Genomic DNA, 13,438 nt, shown 5'->3' with positions numbered 1-13,438 from the left:
TAGGGTATAAGAGACAGCGCGGACGGTCTTCGGCACCGCCGCGAGGAAGCCGGCGAACTCGGCGTCGGCGATGACGATCTCGACCTCCTGCTCCCGCACCGCGGCCGCGAGCTGCTCGGTGCTCATCCCCGTGTTCAGCAGGAGGGTGTCGGAGCCGCGCTTGCTGGCCGCGACGAGCGCCTCGACCATGCCCCGGTGGTTCCGGCAGAGCACGGCGACGCGGGGCGCGGTACCGGCCCGCCCGAGGGCGGCGGCCAGCCGGTCGGTGCGGGCGTCGACCTCGCCGTAGGTCAGCTCGCCCTCGTCGTCGATGATCGCGACGGCGTCGGGGTCGCGGGCCGCGGTGGACACGACCGTCCCGCCGAGCAGCGTGCCCCAGCGGCGCAGCGCGTTGAGCTGGCGGGCGACCTTCAGCGGCGGTCCGGGGGTCCCCATCCCGGTGCGGACGAACATGCGGCCCGCCCGTGCGACCAGCGCCATGCGGCGCCCGAACTCCGACGATCGTCCGCTCATCTGCCGCCTCCGGCCCTAGGTGCGAGGTATGGGTTCCGACCGTACGGATAACCGCTTTCGCGCTCTTCTTCGTTGACCCAGCTATTCGGCCGTTCCGTTATCAGAAGCGTGACAACTGACCACCCCTCGCGACTGGAACGTTCCCATCGTCCGTGGCACCCGGCGACCGTTGTTCCCGCCTAACAGGTTTTCCCAATGCGCACCATTTGAACGTGGGTAGGCTGTGCGAACCATGGAGCCGAGCGGCGGATTGCGCGAGCGCAAGAAGGAGGCGACGCGCCGCGCGCTGCACGAATCCGCGATGCGCCTCACCTTCGAGCGCGGCCTGGACGAGGTCACGGTCGAGGCCATCGCCGACGCCGCGGGCGTCTCCCGCCGCACGTTCTCCAACTACTTCGGCGGCAAGGAGGACGCCCTCCTCTACGGCGACGAGCAGCGGATGACCGCCCTGCTGAGGACCTTCGAGTCACGTCCGCCCACCGAACCCTCCTGGGCCGCGCTGCGCGCCTCGTTCGACATCCTTTTCGTGCAGGCCGGCGACCCGCGGTGGGCCGCCCAGATCCGCCTCGCCCGCAGGCACCCGTCCGTCCTGGCCCGGCAACTCGCCGGCTACGCCGGGTACGAGGGCGCCCTCGCCGGCCTGATCGCCGCCCGCGACGCCCTGCCGCCGGGCAGCATCCGTCCCCGCGTCATGGCCGGCGCCTTCATGAGCGCCCTCCGCATCACCGCACTGACCTGGATAGACGAAAAATCCCTCCGCCCACTCTCCGAGATCGCCGAAGAGACCCTGACCGAAATGGCGACCCCCTTCACCTGACCCCCGGCACCGCGACGCGACCCGGACTTCAGGCGGCGAGATCGGCGGGCAGCAGCTGCTCGGTGAGCAGACGCCGCGCCCGTTCCCGGCGATCGGGAGCGTCCAGCCAACCGCGCACAAGCCGCCAGCCGTGGTAGTAGGCGAACAGGTACGGATTGCCGCCCGGCACGGCGATCAGTGGTATGGCGGCGGCCGACTCCTCCTCGCCGTACAGCGTCCAGCGCGACAGGTAGCCGACGATCTCCTTCTCCGGGCGGCCCTCGGCGGCCATCAGCGTGGCGTTCGGCCAGACGCCCCACATCACGTTCATGGCCCGGTGAATCGTGGCGAGGTCGCCCACGTTCCGGTCACCGTCCAGCACGTGGCGGGCCAGCCACTCCCGCGCCTCGTCCCCCGGGAAGACCAGCTCTTCGGCGGCCAGCCCGAGCCCCTCGCTGATCACCCCCTGCGGCGATAGCAGGAACCGCACCCGCTGCTCCGGCCGGTCGGCCAGATGGATCTCCTTGAGCAACGACTCCGCGATGTGCCCGGGGTGGCCCTCGTGCGCGACGACGTAAAGAAGGTCCGCGAGGTTGAACGGCAGTTCCCGGTTGACATGGATCGTCGAGGTCAGGCCGCCCTCGTGGGCTCCCGCCGCGTGGAACGGCACGCCGGACACCAGGCGGCAGCCGACGACCTCGCGCTCCGGCAGCGGCACGATCCGGGAGGTACGGGCACGCGTCTCGGCCACCGCGAGGCCGACCAGCTCTGGAAGGCGGTCGATCGGCTCCAGCCGGTGGGCCGCGCGCCACGCGGCCATGCGCTCGGCGAGAGACCCGGGCACCGGGGGCAGCGCCGCGTCCAGCTCCTCGTGAGCGGCCTCGAACACCGACTCGGGCACCCAGTCCGGTTCGATCCCCAGGCACTCCCGGACGTACTCGGGCAGCGGCGGACCCGCGCCGCCCGACCGGTGCGCCACCGCGCGCAACGCCCGGACCTGCCCGGCCAGGTACGCGGCGCGTGCGGGTTCGAACGGCGGATCGTCCAGCAGCCGGTCGGCGTCCTCGACGAGGCGGCCGGGTGACACGGGCTCTTCCCGTTCCACCTCCTCGCGCCATTCGTCCGGCCCGCGGTAGACGAGGGTCAGGCCGCTCGTGTTCGGCCCGCCCGCCAGACGGTCGACCCGCAGCGCCAGCCTCGCGTACGAACGGAGCCACTCCTCGCCCATGCTTCCTCCTTCGTTCGGGGATTCCGGCCAAGCTAGCCGTACGGTTTTCCGTACACTGCACGGGTGGACAGTGTCTGGTTCCGGGACGAGAGGCGTCCGCGCGGGCCGCGGCTAACCCGGGAGCGGATCGTCGAAGCGGCGGTCGCGCTGCTCGACGCCGAAGGCGTGGACGGTTTCTCGATGCGCCGTCTCGCCGCCCGGCTCGGCGCCGGGACGATGTCGCTGTACGAGTACGTCGCCGCCAAGGAGGACCTGCTCGACCTGGCTCTCGACACGGCCATCGCGGAAGTCGAGAGCGTGGCCGACCCGGAGGCGCCATGGCGGGACGTGCTGACCCGTCAATTGGCGAGCAGCCGGCAGGTCATGCTCCGCCACCCGTGGATTCCCGCCCTGGTCGGAACCCGGCCACTCCTCGGCCCCGGCTCACTCGCCCGCTCCGAGCGGATCTTCGCCGCGCTCGACCGCGCCGGACTGGAAGGGCCGGAGCTCACCGCGGCCGTGAGCGCGGCCAGCGGCTACGTGCACGGCTTCGTGGCCGAGGAACTCGCGTGGCGATCGCGCTTCCGCGACCCGGCCGCCGAGGCGGCGCTGCGAGACCGGGCAGAGGAGCTGCTCCGCGGTCGCGACGGCGACTACCCGGCGCTGGCCAAGCACTTCCGTGCCGGTGAGGCGGACTTCGACGCCGGGTTCACGCTCGGCCTGTCCATCGTGCTCGACGGGATCGAGGCCCGGCTCACGCGGCGGTGACGGGGGTGGTCAGGGGCGGGGGATGTTGCGGAGGTTGCTGCGGGCGAGGTCGAGCATCTTGCCGACGCCGCCGGTCAGGACGGTCTTGCCCGCGGAGAGCGCGAAGCCCTTCACCTGCTGCGCGGTGATGCGCGGCGGGAGGGACAGGGCGTTCGGGTCGGTGGCGACGTCCAGGAGGTACGGGCCCGGGGTGCCGAGGGCGGTTCGAATCGCAGCGCGGACGTCGGACGGACGTTCCACGCGGGACGACTCGATCCCCATGCAGGCGGCGATCGCGGCGTAGTCGACGGCCTCGTGGTCGGTCTCGTAGGCGGGGAAGCCGTCCACCATCATTTCGAGGCGGACCATGCCGAGGGACGCGTTGTTGAACACGATGATCTTCACGGGAACGCGGTGGAGCTTGACCGTGAGGAGTTCGCCGAGCAGCATGCTGAGCCCGCCGTCGCCGGAGACGGAGATGACCTGCCGTCCGGGAGCGCCGAACTGGGCGCCGATCGCGTGCGGCAGCGCATTCGCCATGGAGCCGTGGACGAACGAGCCCAGCACGCGGCGGCGGCCGTTGGGCGTGATGTAGCGGGCGACCCAGACGTTGCACATGCCGGTGTCCACGGTGAATATCGCGTCGTCGGCGGCGACGTCGTCCAGGACGTCCGCGACGTACTCGGGGTGGATCGGGGTGTGCTTCTCGATGTCTCGCGTGTAGGCGGAGACGACGTTCTCCAGAGCGCGCGCGTGGCGATGCAGCATGTCGTCCAGGTAGGACTGATCGTGCTTCTGCTGGACCTTGTCCAGGACGAGCCGGAGGGTCTCCCCCACATCGCCGTGTACGGCCAGGTCGAGCGGTGTGCGGCGGCCGAGTTTGGCTGGGTCGTCGTCCACCTGGACGGTGTTCTTGCCTGGCAGGAACTGGTCGTATGGGAAGTCGGTGCCCAGGAGGACGACGAGGTCGGCCTCCTGGGTCGCCTCGTAGCAGGCGCCGTAGCCGAGCAGCCCGCTCATCCCGACGTCGAAGGAATTGTCGTACTGGATCCACTCCTTGCCGCGCAGCGCGTGACCGATCGGCGACAGCAGTTTGTGCGCGAGCTGCATCACCTCGGAGTGGGCGTCCCTGACGCCGCCCCCGCAGAACAGCATCACCTTCCGCGCCCGGTTGAGCGCCCCGGCGAGCTGCTCCACCTGGTCGGCCGGCGGGCGGACGACCCCCTTGCGGACGAGGAAGTCGTGCTCGCCGGTCGGCGCCGTGGTGTCCTTGCCCGCGACGTCGCCGGGCATGGTCAGCACCGCGACGCCGCCGAGCCCGATCGCCTGCTGGATCGCGGTCCGCAGGATGCGCGGCATCTGCTCCGGGGTGCTGATCGCCTCGCAGAAGTGGCTGCATTCGGCGAAGAGCCGCTCGGGGTGGGTCTCCTGGAAGTAGCCGCTGCCGATCTGCGCGCTCGGGATCTGCGAGGCCAGTGCCAGCACCGGCGCCCCCGACCGGTGCGCGTCGTACAGGCCCTGGATGAGGTGGGTGTTGCCGGGGCCGCAGCTTCCCGCGCACACGGCGAGGCGTCCCGTGGCCTGCGCCTCGGCGGCCGCGGCGAACGCGCCTGCCTCCTCGTTGCGGACGTGCACCCAGTCGATGCCGTCCGTCCGCCGGATCGCGTCCACGATCGGGTTGAGGCTGTCGCCCACCACCCCGTAGACGCGCCGTACGCCGGCCTGCCGCAGCACTTCGATGAACTGGTCGGCGACGGTCGCCATCGGCCCTCCCGAGCACGCTTCGCTGATCCCGCATGATCCCCGCATGGGGGAGATTCCCGGTGATCTACCCCTGACACCCGCGTCTCAGCCGGGTTAAATAGTTAATTCGTGAATCAAACGAGGGGGGCCGGTATGGCCGTGGCGGACGGAGACGAGCCGGACTTCTGGTCGTTCGTCGATCTCGCGGGCCGCCGGCTCTCGGAGGAGTTCGGGTTCCCGCACCCGCTCGCGACCCGGCTGCTGCTGACCCTCAACCGGGCGTCGATGATCGTCACCTATGACCTGGAGTCCACGGTGCACCGGCCGCGCGGGCACTCGTGGGCGGGCTTCCGGCTGCTGTTCGTGACCTGGCTGGCCGGACCGCTGGAGCCGGGACGGGCCGCCACGCTCGCCGGGATGAGCAGGGCCGCGGTGTCCAACCTGGCGAAGACGCTGATCGCGGACGGGATGATGACCCGCGCCCCCGGGGAGCGGGACGGCCGGTCGGTGATCCTGTCGCTGACCGAGCGGGGCCGCCTGGCCATGCTGGAGATCTTCACCGGGCAGAACGAGCGCGAGCGGCAGTGGGCGGGCGTGCTGTCCGAGACCGAGCAGCACATGCTGATCATGCTGCTGGACAAGCTCATCGCCGGCCGGAACCAGTTCGACGTGCGAGAACGCAGCTAGCGCGGGGTCAGGCGGGTTAGGCCCTTCCCTGTGCGGAAGAAGAGTCGTAGTGTCGGCACAAAGTAGTTAATGCGTGAATCATCGGAGGCGAGGGCGAGGGAGCATGGCCCACTACCGCCGGGTCGGCCACGTGCCGCCGAAACGCCACACCCAGCACCGCCACAGGGGCGGGGACGGCGGCGAGGAGCGGCTCTACTTCGAGGAGCTGATGGGCGAGGAGGGGTTCTCGTCCGACTCGTCCCTGCTGTATCACCGGGAGATCCCGTCCGCGATCGTTGACTCGCAGGCGTGGGACGTCCCGGACGCCTCCACGACCCCCAACCACCCGCTCAAGCCACGCCACCTCAAGCTGCACGAGCTGTTCCCCAAGGAGACCTGGGCCGAGACAGATGTCGTCACCGGACGGCGTCTCATCCTCGGCAACAACGACGTCCGCCTGTCGTATGTGGTCTCTACCGCGGACTCACCGCTGTACCGCAACGCGACCGGCGACGAGGTCGTCTACATCGAGTCCGGTACGGCCACGGTCGAGACGGTCTTCGGGACGCTGTCGGCCAAGCAGGGCGACTACGTCATCATCCCGACGTCCACCACCCACCGCTGGCTGCCCACCGGCGACCAGCCGCTGCGCGCATACGCGATCGAGGGGATGGGCCACATCGCGCCGCCCAAGCGGTACCTGTCGCGCTACGGCCAGTTCCTGGAGAACTCCCCCTACTGCGAACGCGACCTGCACGGCCCGGACGAGACCCTCCTGGCCGACGGCACCGACGTCGAAGTTCTGGTCAAGCACCGCGGCTCGCGGGGCATCACCGGAACCCGCATGACCTACGCCCGGCACCCGTTCGACGTCGCCGGCTGGGACGGCTGCCTGTACCCGTACACCTTCAGCGTCCACGACTACGAGCCGATCACCGGCCGCGTCCACCAGCCGCCGCCCGCCCACCAGGTGTTCGAAGGCCGCAACTTCGTCGTGTGCAACTTCGTCCCCCGCAAGGTCGACTACCACCCGCTGTCGATCCCGGTGCCCTACTACCACTCCAACGTCGACTCCGACGAGATCATGTTCTACTGCGGCGGCGACTACGAGGCGCGCAAGGGCTCCGGAATCGGGCAGGGCTCGGTCTCGGTCCATCCGGGCGGCTTCGCGCACGGCCCGCAGCCCGGCGCCTACGAGCGCAGCATCGGCGTCGAGTTCTTCGACGAACTGGCCGTCATGGTCGACACCTTCCACCCCCTGGAACTCGGCGAAGGCGGCCTGGCCTGCGAAGACCCCGGCTACGCCTGGACGTGGGCAAGGGGGCTGCCATGATCCCCGCATTCGCCCGCAGGCTCTGCGACGACGCCGCCGTGTTCCCGCCCGGCCTCGCACCGCTCACCGACGCCGTCCCCGCCCACCGCCGCCACCGGTCCGCCCCCTACGCCGAACTGGTCGGCCCGCTCGTCCTGCCGGCCACCGCGCTGAACGACCTGTACCGGCTGCTCGGCGACGACGACCCCCTCGACCTGTCCGTGACGGCGCCGGGCGGCCCCTGCGAGGCGGCCAAGGCTCTCGTGACCGCCGCCGACCTGCCCGTCGACCTGCGCGGACTGGAGGTCGCCGTCCCCTCCGGGATGCAGCCGGACGAGTTCTTCCGCGTCCTCGGCCCGGTCGGCGTACCGCTCTACGTCGAGGTGCCGCGGGACGACCGCCGCCCCTCGGTGATCGCCGCGATCGCCGCGCGCGGCCACCGCGCGAAGTTCCGCACCGGCGGCGTGAAGGCCAACCTCCACCCGAGCCCGGACGAGCTGGCCGCCGCGATCAAGGCCGTGGTGGAGGCGGGCGTCCCGTTCAAGGCGACCGCGGGGCTGCACCATCCGGTCCGCAACACCGACCGGGAGACCGGCTTCCACCAGCACGGATTCCTCAACCTGCTGCTCGCGACCGACGCCGCCCTGGACGGCCGCCCGCTGCCCGATCTCGCCACCATCCTCGGCGACCGCGACGCCCGGTCCATCGCGTCCCGCGTCGCGCGGCTCAGCGAGGCCCGGACGATCGCCGCCCGCGCCCACTTCCTGTCGTTCGGAACGTGCAGCATCACCGACCCCCTGACCGAACTCGCGGACCTCGGCCTGCTCGCGTCCGCGCTCCAGGAGACCTCCCGTTGACCCGCATCGTGATCCCCGAGCACTCTCTTTTCGGGCTCGCCAACCTCCCCTACGGCGTGTTCTCCACCCCCGGGGCACCCCCTCGCGTGGGCGTCCGCGTGGCCGACACCGTCGTCGACCTCACCTTCGTGGACGACGTCTTCGCCGCACCGTCCCTGAACCCCTTCATGGCGCAGGGTCATGCGCGCTGGGTCGAGGTCCGAGACCAGATCCTCGATCTCGTCTCGGGGGACGTTCCCGACGCGGCCGTCCACCCCGTCGGCACGGTCACGATGCACATGCCGTTCGAGGTGGCCGACTACGTCGACTTCTACGCGTCCGAGCACCACGCGTCCAACCTCGGCCGCCTCTTCCGCCCTGACTCCGAGCCGCTCATGCCGAACTGGAAGCACCTTCCCGTCGGCTACCACGGCCGCGCGGGGACGGTCGTGCCGTCCGGAACGGACATCGTCCGGCCCACCGGCCAGCGCAAGGGCGAGGATGCCCCCACGTTCGGCGAATCGCACCGCCTGGACATCGAGGCGGAGGTCGGCTTCGTCGTCGGCACCCCGTCGCCGCTCGGCACCCCGGTCGGCTTGGACGATTTCGGCGAGCGGGTCTTCGGCGTCGTCCTCGTCAACGACTGGTCGGCGCGCGACATCCAGGCATGGGAGTACGTGCCGCTGGGCCCGTTCCTCGGGAAGAGCTTCGCGACGTCCATCTCGCCTTGGGTCGTCCCCCTCCTCGCCTTGGACGCCGCCCGCGTCGCCACCCCGCCGCAGGATCCCGAGCCCCTCCCCTACCTGCGCGAGAAGGACCTGTGGGGTCTCGACCTCTCCCTGGAGATCGCGTGGAACGGGCAGGTCGTCTCCCGTCCGCCGTACCGGGAGATGTACTGGTCACCGGCCCAGATGCTCGCCCACATGACGGTGAACGGCGCCTCGTCCCGGACCGGCGACCTGTTCGCGTCCGGGACGGTCTCGGGCCCGGAGAAGGACCAGCGCGGCGCCTTCATCGAACTCACGTGGGGCGGCAAGGACCCCGTCACGGTCAACGGCGAACCCCGCACGTTCCTGGAGGACGGCGACGAGGTGACCATCTCCGCCACCGCCCCGGGCCCATCGGGCACCCGCATCGGCTTCGGAGAGGTCCAGGGCCGCGTCCTCCCCGCTCGCTGAACAAACCCCCCTCATGCCGCGTCTGATCATGGTGACCCCACCGGTGTAAGGAAGGCTGCCCGTGACCGCTGCGATCGTCCTCTGCTTCGTCCTGGCGGCCGGAATGGCCATCGTCGGATGCCTGGACCAGCGGAAGCTCTACTGGAAGACCGCCTCCTGGCAGTACCGGAACCCGGAGGCCAACGAACCGTCCGACGCCGCGCTCGCGATGAACCGGATCGGGATGTTCGTCGGCGCCACCCTGATGATCATCATCGCCGGCATCCTCATGTCCGTCGACGGCGCCAGTACGTACTCCACCGCGCAGGTCAAGGCCGTCGCGTACGCGGCGGAGTCCAAGGTGGGCCAGGGCTCGGAATCCGGGATCGGCTCGTCGTACCGCGCATCGTCCGGCGTCTACGACGCCGTGAACGAGGAGGGCGGCGGCAACGTCGAGATCCGCTCGGCCGGCGGCGGCAAGTACGAGTTGACGAACAGCGACGGCGAGAACCCCGTCTGCCTCACCGTCGAGGTCGACAACCAGCTGAGCCTCAGCGGCGACGGCGAACCGTGGAGCCACTCGGTCAGCACGTCCGTCACCGAAGGCCCCTGCTGACCTCCGCCCGCTCAAAGCGGCGGACACACGGCCCACAACCGGCAAATCTTCTCAAAGCCCTGGCCATCCTCCGCATGATGCCCGCCGATCGGGCAGTGGACGACCGTGACCGAACAGCCCCGGAAGATCGTGATCCACAACGTGCGGATCTTCGATGGGATCGATGATCGCCTCCGCGCCGGGCACGTGGTGACCGAGGACTCCAAGATCAAGGAAGTGGCCGCCGGGGAGCCGCCCGCCGCCCGGGACGCCACGGTCATCGACGGGGGCGGGCTGACGCTGATCCCCGGCCTCAGCGACGCGCACACCCACATCGTCCTGGCGGGCGCCACCCAGGCGGAACTGATGCTCGGCGGTACCGGCCTGCCGTTCCTGAAGGGCGCGGCCGAGGCCGAGGCGATGCTGATGCGCGGATTCACCACCGTCCGCGACATGGCCGGCGACACCGGCGACCTCAAACGGATGATCGACGCGGGCGCCCTGCCCGGCCCGCGCGTCTACCCCAGCCAGGCGGGGCTGTCGCAGACCGCCGGGCACGGCGACTTCGGCATGGTCTACGACGTCCCGACCGCCCTGGGCGGAGCCTCGACCCGCGCCGAGCAACTGGGGCTCATGCGGATCGCCGACGGCCGCGCCCAGGTACTCGCCGCCGCGCGCGAGCAGCTGAAGAAGGGCGCCACCCAGATCAAGATGATGGCCGGCGGCGGCGTCGCCTCGGCCTACGACCACCTGGACGTCCTGCAGTACACCCCGGACGAACTGCACGCCGGTGTGCAGGCCGCGGCCGACTGGGGCACCTATGTGGCGGTGCACGTCTACACCGGCGCCGGTATCCGCCGCGCCATCGAGGCGGGCGTGCAGGTGATCGAGCACGGGCATCTGGCCGGCGAGGACGACGTCAAGTTCATGGCCGACCACGGCGCCTGGCTGTGCATCCAGCCGTTCGTCGAGAGCGACCACGACTTCCCCAGCCCGGCGGCGGCCGCCAAGAACCGGCAGGTGTGCGACGGGGTGGAGCGCGTCTTCGGCTGGGCCCTCGACCATGGTGTGAACGTCGCGTTCGGCACTGATCTGCTGCTGGACCCGCCGAAGAGCGCCAGGCAGAGCGACATGGTCACCCGGCTGGCCGGGCTGGCGGGCGGCCCGGTCGCGGGCCTGAAGATCGCCACGTCCGGGAACGCCGAGCTGTTCCGCAAGTCCGGGGCGCGCGACCCGTACCAGCACCCGACCGCCGTCGACCTGGCCAGGTACGGCGACAAGCCGCATGTCGCCCACCTGGGCGTCATCGCCGAAGGCGCTTGGGCCGACCTGCTCCTGGTCGGCGGCGACCCTACCCAGGACCTGAACATCCTGGCCGACCCCGCCACGAACCTGAAGGTCATCATCAAGGACGGCCGCATCTACAAGAACACACTGCCCTGAACTCGAATGCGAACTCAGTGCCGTCCGGCCGCATCGAACCAGCGGGATGCCGTCGGACGAGAGAGAGCCCACCTTGCTCCCGCTGTTCCTGCTGATCGGCGTGATCTACCCCGATGCCGGCCTGGACCTCGAAGCCGGATTACGCCCCCTGCTCTACGGCCTTGCGCTGGGCATGGTCGTCCTCGCCTGCCTTGACCTGCGGAAGCTGTACGAGAAGATCGGCGGGCGGCCGCCCTCAGGCCCGAGGGAACTCATCGACTTCGTGGTCAAGGCCACCCGGATAACCCTGGGCGGAGGCGCCACCGTTCTGGTCCTCTACGCCAGCATGCTCGGGACCATGATGGATATCGAGGAGCAGCTGCCCGTTCTCGAGTCTCCCGGGCTCGGAAACCCGGAAACCCGAACCCCGCAGCCGCGCTCCACGGAAACCCGAACGCCGGAATACCCCTCCCCGGGGTCACCTTCCCCCGAACCGGTTCCCACGGACATCGAGATCACGCCCGCGTGACGAACTGCGGCCTGAAGGCGCAGGTCAGAAGACCACGTCCACATCGTTGGCGATGAGGTCGTCGGTCGCGCGTTCGGCGACCGCGGCGATCGTCATCGAGGGATTGCAGGCCGCGGTGGTGCCGGGCATCAGCGCACCGTCCAGCACGTAGAGGCCGCGATGCCCCTTGACGCGGCCGGCGAGGTCGCACACCGTCCCCATCGAGGCGCCTCCCAGGGGGTGCCAGGTGGAGGGATAGGCCGCGGTCGTGTCGATGAGCATGGACGACGGGCCCGCGATCTTCTGGACCCGTTCGTGGATGCGCCCCGCCAGCGCCGCGTCGGCGTCGCGGGGCCACCGGAGGACCGCGTCGTCCTTGGCGGAGTCGTAGACGAAGCGGCCCCGGCCGGAGCTGACGCCGTAGCCGACGATCATCGTGGAGCGGATGTTGGGCAGCGGCGGCAGGGACGCCTGGATGACGGTGTTGGCGAGCGCGGGATCGTCCCATTCCCTGCTGCCGTAGACGACCGGCCCGCCCTGGGGCATGCCGAAGTCGTCCGCGAAGTTCGTCCAGCTGTAGATGCGGTCACCGTTGGAACCCCAGCCGGCGCCGAGGCCGTCCGGCATGTCCGGGATCTGGTCCTTGCCGGAGGCGCGCATCAGCAGCTTGGTGGTGTTCGCGGTACCGGCCGCCATGACCAGGGCCTTCGTAGTGATGATCTTCTTTTCGAGGACGGTCCCGTCGGCGCCGATGCGGTCGACGAAGACCTGCCAGCGGCCGTCCCGGGCCATGGCCACGTCGGTGACGTTGTGCCGCGTCGCGACCGTCACCCGGCCGGTCGCCTGCGCGGCGGCGACATAGGTGACGTCGACCGAGTGCTTCCCGCCGTTGTTCACCCCCAGCGCGCAGTCGCCGTTGGTGTAGGACGGCTTCATCTCGCCCTTCAGCTCGCGCAGCGCGAAGTCCCAGTCGATCGGCATCGGGATCTTCGACAGGGGGTACCCGGCGCGTTCCACGTTGCGGGCGAAGACGCGGGACGCCTTGTAGGTCGGGCTGCCGACCAGCTCGTCCGGCGCGGTCTCCAGGCGCAGCATGCGCTCGACGCGCCGGTAGTGCACGCGGTCCATCCGGGCGTAGTCGAGCTGTTCGGGCATGGTGGCGTTGAACAGGTCCTCGGTCGGCTGGAGCGTCATGCCCTGGTAGACGAGCGACCCCCCGCCCACTCCCGCGGCGACGATCATGTCCATGCCGTCGCCGGGGACCTGTTCGAGGAGTCCTGTGTACGGCGGGAACGGGCTCGCCGGGATCCCGAAGATCGTCGGGGTGGAGCCCAGCCAGAACATCCGGTTGTCCGGCGACATGGCGTGCGGGAACGTCTCGGCGTCCGGCCCGGTCCGCCACCGGACACCGCGTTCCAGGACCAGGCACGGCACCCCGGCCTGCGCGAACCGCAGCGCGGTCACGCCCCCGCCGAAGCCGGAGCCGATGATGACGACGCGGTGCCCCTCCCGCGTCATCGGGACCCGCCGACGCGGCGCGGCATGGGCGGACGGTGCGCCGGCGGCGGCAAGTCCGGTGGCGGCGGCACCGGCGAGCAGGGTGCGGCGGCTGAGCGTGGACATGTGCCCTCCATTCGGGCAGGGGGGTGGGAAGCGGAGGCGTCCGAAGGCGAACAAGGGGGTGGTCTTCCGGCGCGTTCTGAGCACGGCCGGGTCGGGGGAGCCGAGTACCCGGGCGTCTCTGCGCTGAGGCGCGGGGCGGACGATCGCCGATGATCGCCGACGGGAGAACGCGAGCAGCGTAACCGAGCGGGCCCCGCATCGTCTAGCCGATCGGCTACCTGATTGCTAGCCGATCGGCTAGCAATATCGGGCGCTCGCCGACCGGGAACGGGCAGTGCTGGGACGTCAGGCCGACTGACGTCAGGCCGACTGG

At 70.4% G+C, this 13,438-nt stretch carries 13 protein-coding genes; 9 read left to right on the top strand and 4 right to left on the bottom strand.

What is annotated here, in order from left to right; all coding sequences use genetic code 11:
• Positions 1–513 (bottom strand): AMP-binding protein (locus E1285_RS37260; RefSeq protein ID WP_165966921.1); only part of this gene is annotated, 513 nt, incomplete at its 3' end.
• Positions 514–745: 232 nt separating this feature from the next.
• On the opposite strand from E1285_RS37260, the gene E1285_RS37255 reads away from it, so the two are divergent.
• Positions 746–1,330: a TetR/AcrR family transcriptional regulator gene (locus E1285_RS37255; RefSeq protein WP_132159304.1), complete on the top strand. Its 585-nt coding sequence runs from the start codon at positions 746–748 to the stop codon at positions 1,328–1,330.
• A 28-nt stretch (positions 1,331–1,358) separates the two neighbouring features.
• On the opposite strand, the gene E1285_RS37250 is transcribed toward E1285_RS37255, so the two are convergent.
• Positions 1,359–2,537 carry a hypothetical protein gene (locus E1285_RS37250; protein ID WP_132159303.1) on the bottom strand — a complete coding sequence of 393 codons (1,179 nt, stop codon included), beginning with the start codon at positions 2,535–2,537 and terminating at the stop codon, positions 1,359–1,361.
• 63 nt (positions 2,538–2,600) lie between these two features.
• Between E1285_RS37250 and E1285_RS37245 the strand changes: the two genes are divergently transcribed.
• The gene (locus tag E1285_RS37245) at positions 2,601–3,284 is read left to right on the top strand and encodes a TetR/AcrR family transcriptional regulator (RefSeq protein ID WP_132159302.1); all 684 of its coding nucleotides are present in this window, start codon (positions 2,601–2,603) and stop codon (positions 3,282–3,284) included.
• Between the two features lie 9 nt (positions 3,285–3,293).
• On the opposite strand, the gene E1285_RS37240 is transcribed toward E1285_RS37245, so the two are convergent.
• Positions 3,294–5,027: a pyruvate dehydrogenase gene (locus E1285_RS37240; RefSeq protein ID WP_132159301.1), complete on the bottom strand. Its 1,734-nt coding sequence runs from the start codon at positions 5,025–5,027 to the stop codon at positions 3,294–3,296.
• 132 nt (positions 5,028–5,159) lie between these two features.
• On the opposite strand from E1285_RS37240, the gene E1285_RS37235 reads away from it, so the two are divergent.
• From E1285_RS37235 to E1285_RS37205, 7 genes are all read left to right on the top strand, one after another.
• Positions 5,160–5,693: a MarR family transcriptional regulator gene (locus E1285_RS37235; protein ID WP_132159300.1), complete on the top strand. Its 534-nt coding sequence runs from the start codon at positions 5,160–5,162 to the stop codon at positions 5,691–5,693.
• 103 nt (positions 5,694–5,796) lie between these two features.
• Positions 5,797–7,005, top strand: coding sequence for a cupin domain-containing protein (locus tag E1285_RS37230; protein ID WP_132159299.1), 1,209 nt, complete (start codon positions 5,797–5,799; stop codon positions 7,003–7,005).
• Positions 7,002–7,841 (top strand): hypothetical protein, encoded by an 840-nt coding sequence (locus tag E1285_RS37225; protein ID WP_132159298.1) that lies wholly within the window; start codon positions 7,002–7,004, stop codon positions 7,839–7,841. The genes E1285_RS37230 and E1285_RS37225 overlap by 4 nt, the downstream gene beginning before the upstream one ends.
• Positions 7,838–8,998 (top strand): fumarylacetoacetase, encoded by a 1,161-nt coding sequence (gene fahA, locus E1285_RS37220; RefSeq protein WP_132159297.1) that lies wholly within the window; start codon positions 7,838–7,840, stop codon positions 8,996–8,998. Before E1285_RS37225 ends, fahA begins: the two co-directional genes overlap by 4 nt.
• A gap of 61 nt (positions 8,999–9,059) precedes the next feature.
• The gene (locus E1285_RS37215) at positions 9,060–9,593 is read left to right on the top strand and encodes a hypothetical protein (RefSeq protein ID WP_132159296.1); all 534 of its coding nucleotides are present in this window, start codon (positions 9,060–9,062) and stop codon (positions 9,591–9,593) included.
• A 105-nt stretch (positions 9,594–9,698) separates the two neighbouring features.
• Positions 9,699–11,015: an amidohydrolase family protein gene (locus E1285_RS37210; RefSeq protein WP_132159295.1), complete on the top strand. Its 1,317-nt coding sequence runs from the start codon at positions 9,699–9,701 to the stop codon at positions 11,013–11,015.
• 73 nt (positions 11,016–11,088) lie between these two features.
• Positions 11,089–11,523 (top strand): hypothetical protein, encoded by a 435-nt coding sequence (locus E1285_RS37205; RefSeq protein ID WP_132159294.1) that lies wholly within the window; start codon positions 11,089–11,091, stop codon positions 11,521–11,523.
• A 24-nt stretch (positions 11,524–11,547) separates the two neighbouring features.
• On the opposite strand, the gene E1285_RS37200 is transcribed toward E1285_RS37205, so the two are convergent.
• The gene (locus E1285_RS37200) at positions 11,548–13,125 is read right to left on the bottom strand and encodes a GMC oxidoreductase (protein WP_132159293.1); all 1,578 of its coding nucleotides are present in this window, start codon (positions 13,123–13,125) and stop codon (positions 11,548–11,550) included.
• Positions 13,126–13,438 lie beyond the last annotated feature (313 nt).

Source organism: Actinomadura sp. 7K507, from assembly GCF_004348425.1.
In the GTDB taxonomy this organism is placed as follows: Bacteria; Actinomycetota; Actinomycetes; order Streptosporangiales; family Streptosporangiaceae; genus Spirillospora.
This window is presented reverse-complemented; position numbering and strand designations above follow the sequence as displayed.

What these genes read in the sequence shown, in the direction of transcription:
- E1285_RS37255 (WP_132159304.1), top strand. Translation starts at nt 746, where the DNA reads ATGGAGCCGAGCGGCGGATTGCGCGAGCGCAAGAAGGAGGCGACGCGC.
- E1285_RS37250 (WP_132159303.1), bottom strand. Translation starts at nt 2,537, where the DNA reads ATGGGCGAGGAGTGGCTCCGTTCGTACGCGAGGCTGGCGCTGCGGGTC.
- E1285_RS37240 (WP_132159301.1), bottom strand. Translation starts at nt 5,027, where the DNA reads ATGGCGACCGTCGCCGACCAGTTCATCGAAGTGCTGCGGCAGGCCGGC.
- E1285_RS37235 (WP_132159300.1), top strand. Translation starts at nt 5,160, where the DNA reads ATGGCCGTGGCGGACGGAGACGAGCCGGACTTCTGGTCGTTCGTCGAT.
- E1285_RS37230 (WP_132159299.1), top strand. Translation starts at nt 5,797, where the DNA reads ATGGCCCACTACCGCCGGGTCGGCCACGTGCCGCCGAAACGCCACACC.
- E1285_RS37225 (WP_132159298.1), top strand. Translation starts at nt 7,002, where the DNA reads ATGATCCCCGCATTCGCCCGCAGGCTCTGCGACGACGCCGCCGTGTTC.
- E1285_RS37200 (WP_132159293.1), bottom strand. Translation starts at nt 13,125, where the DNA reads ATGTCCACGCTCAGCCGCCGCACCCTGCTCGCCGGTGCCGCCGCCACC.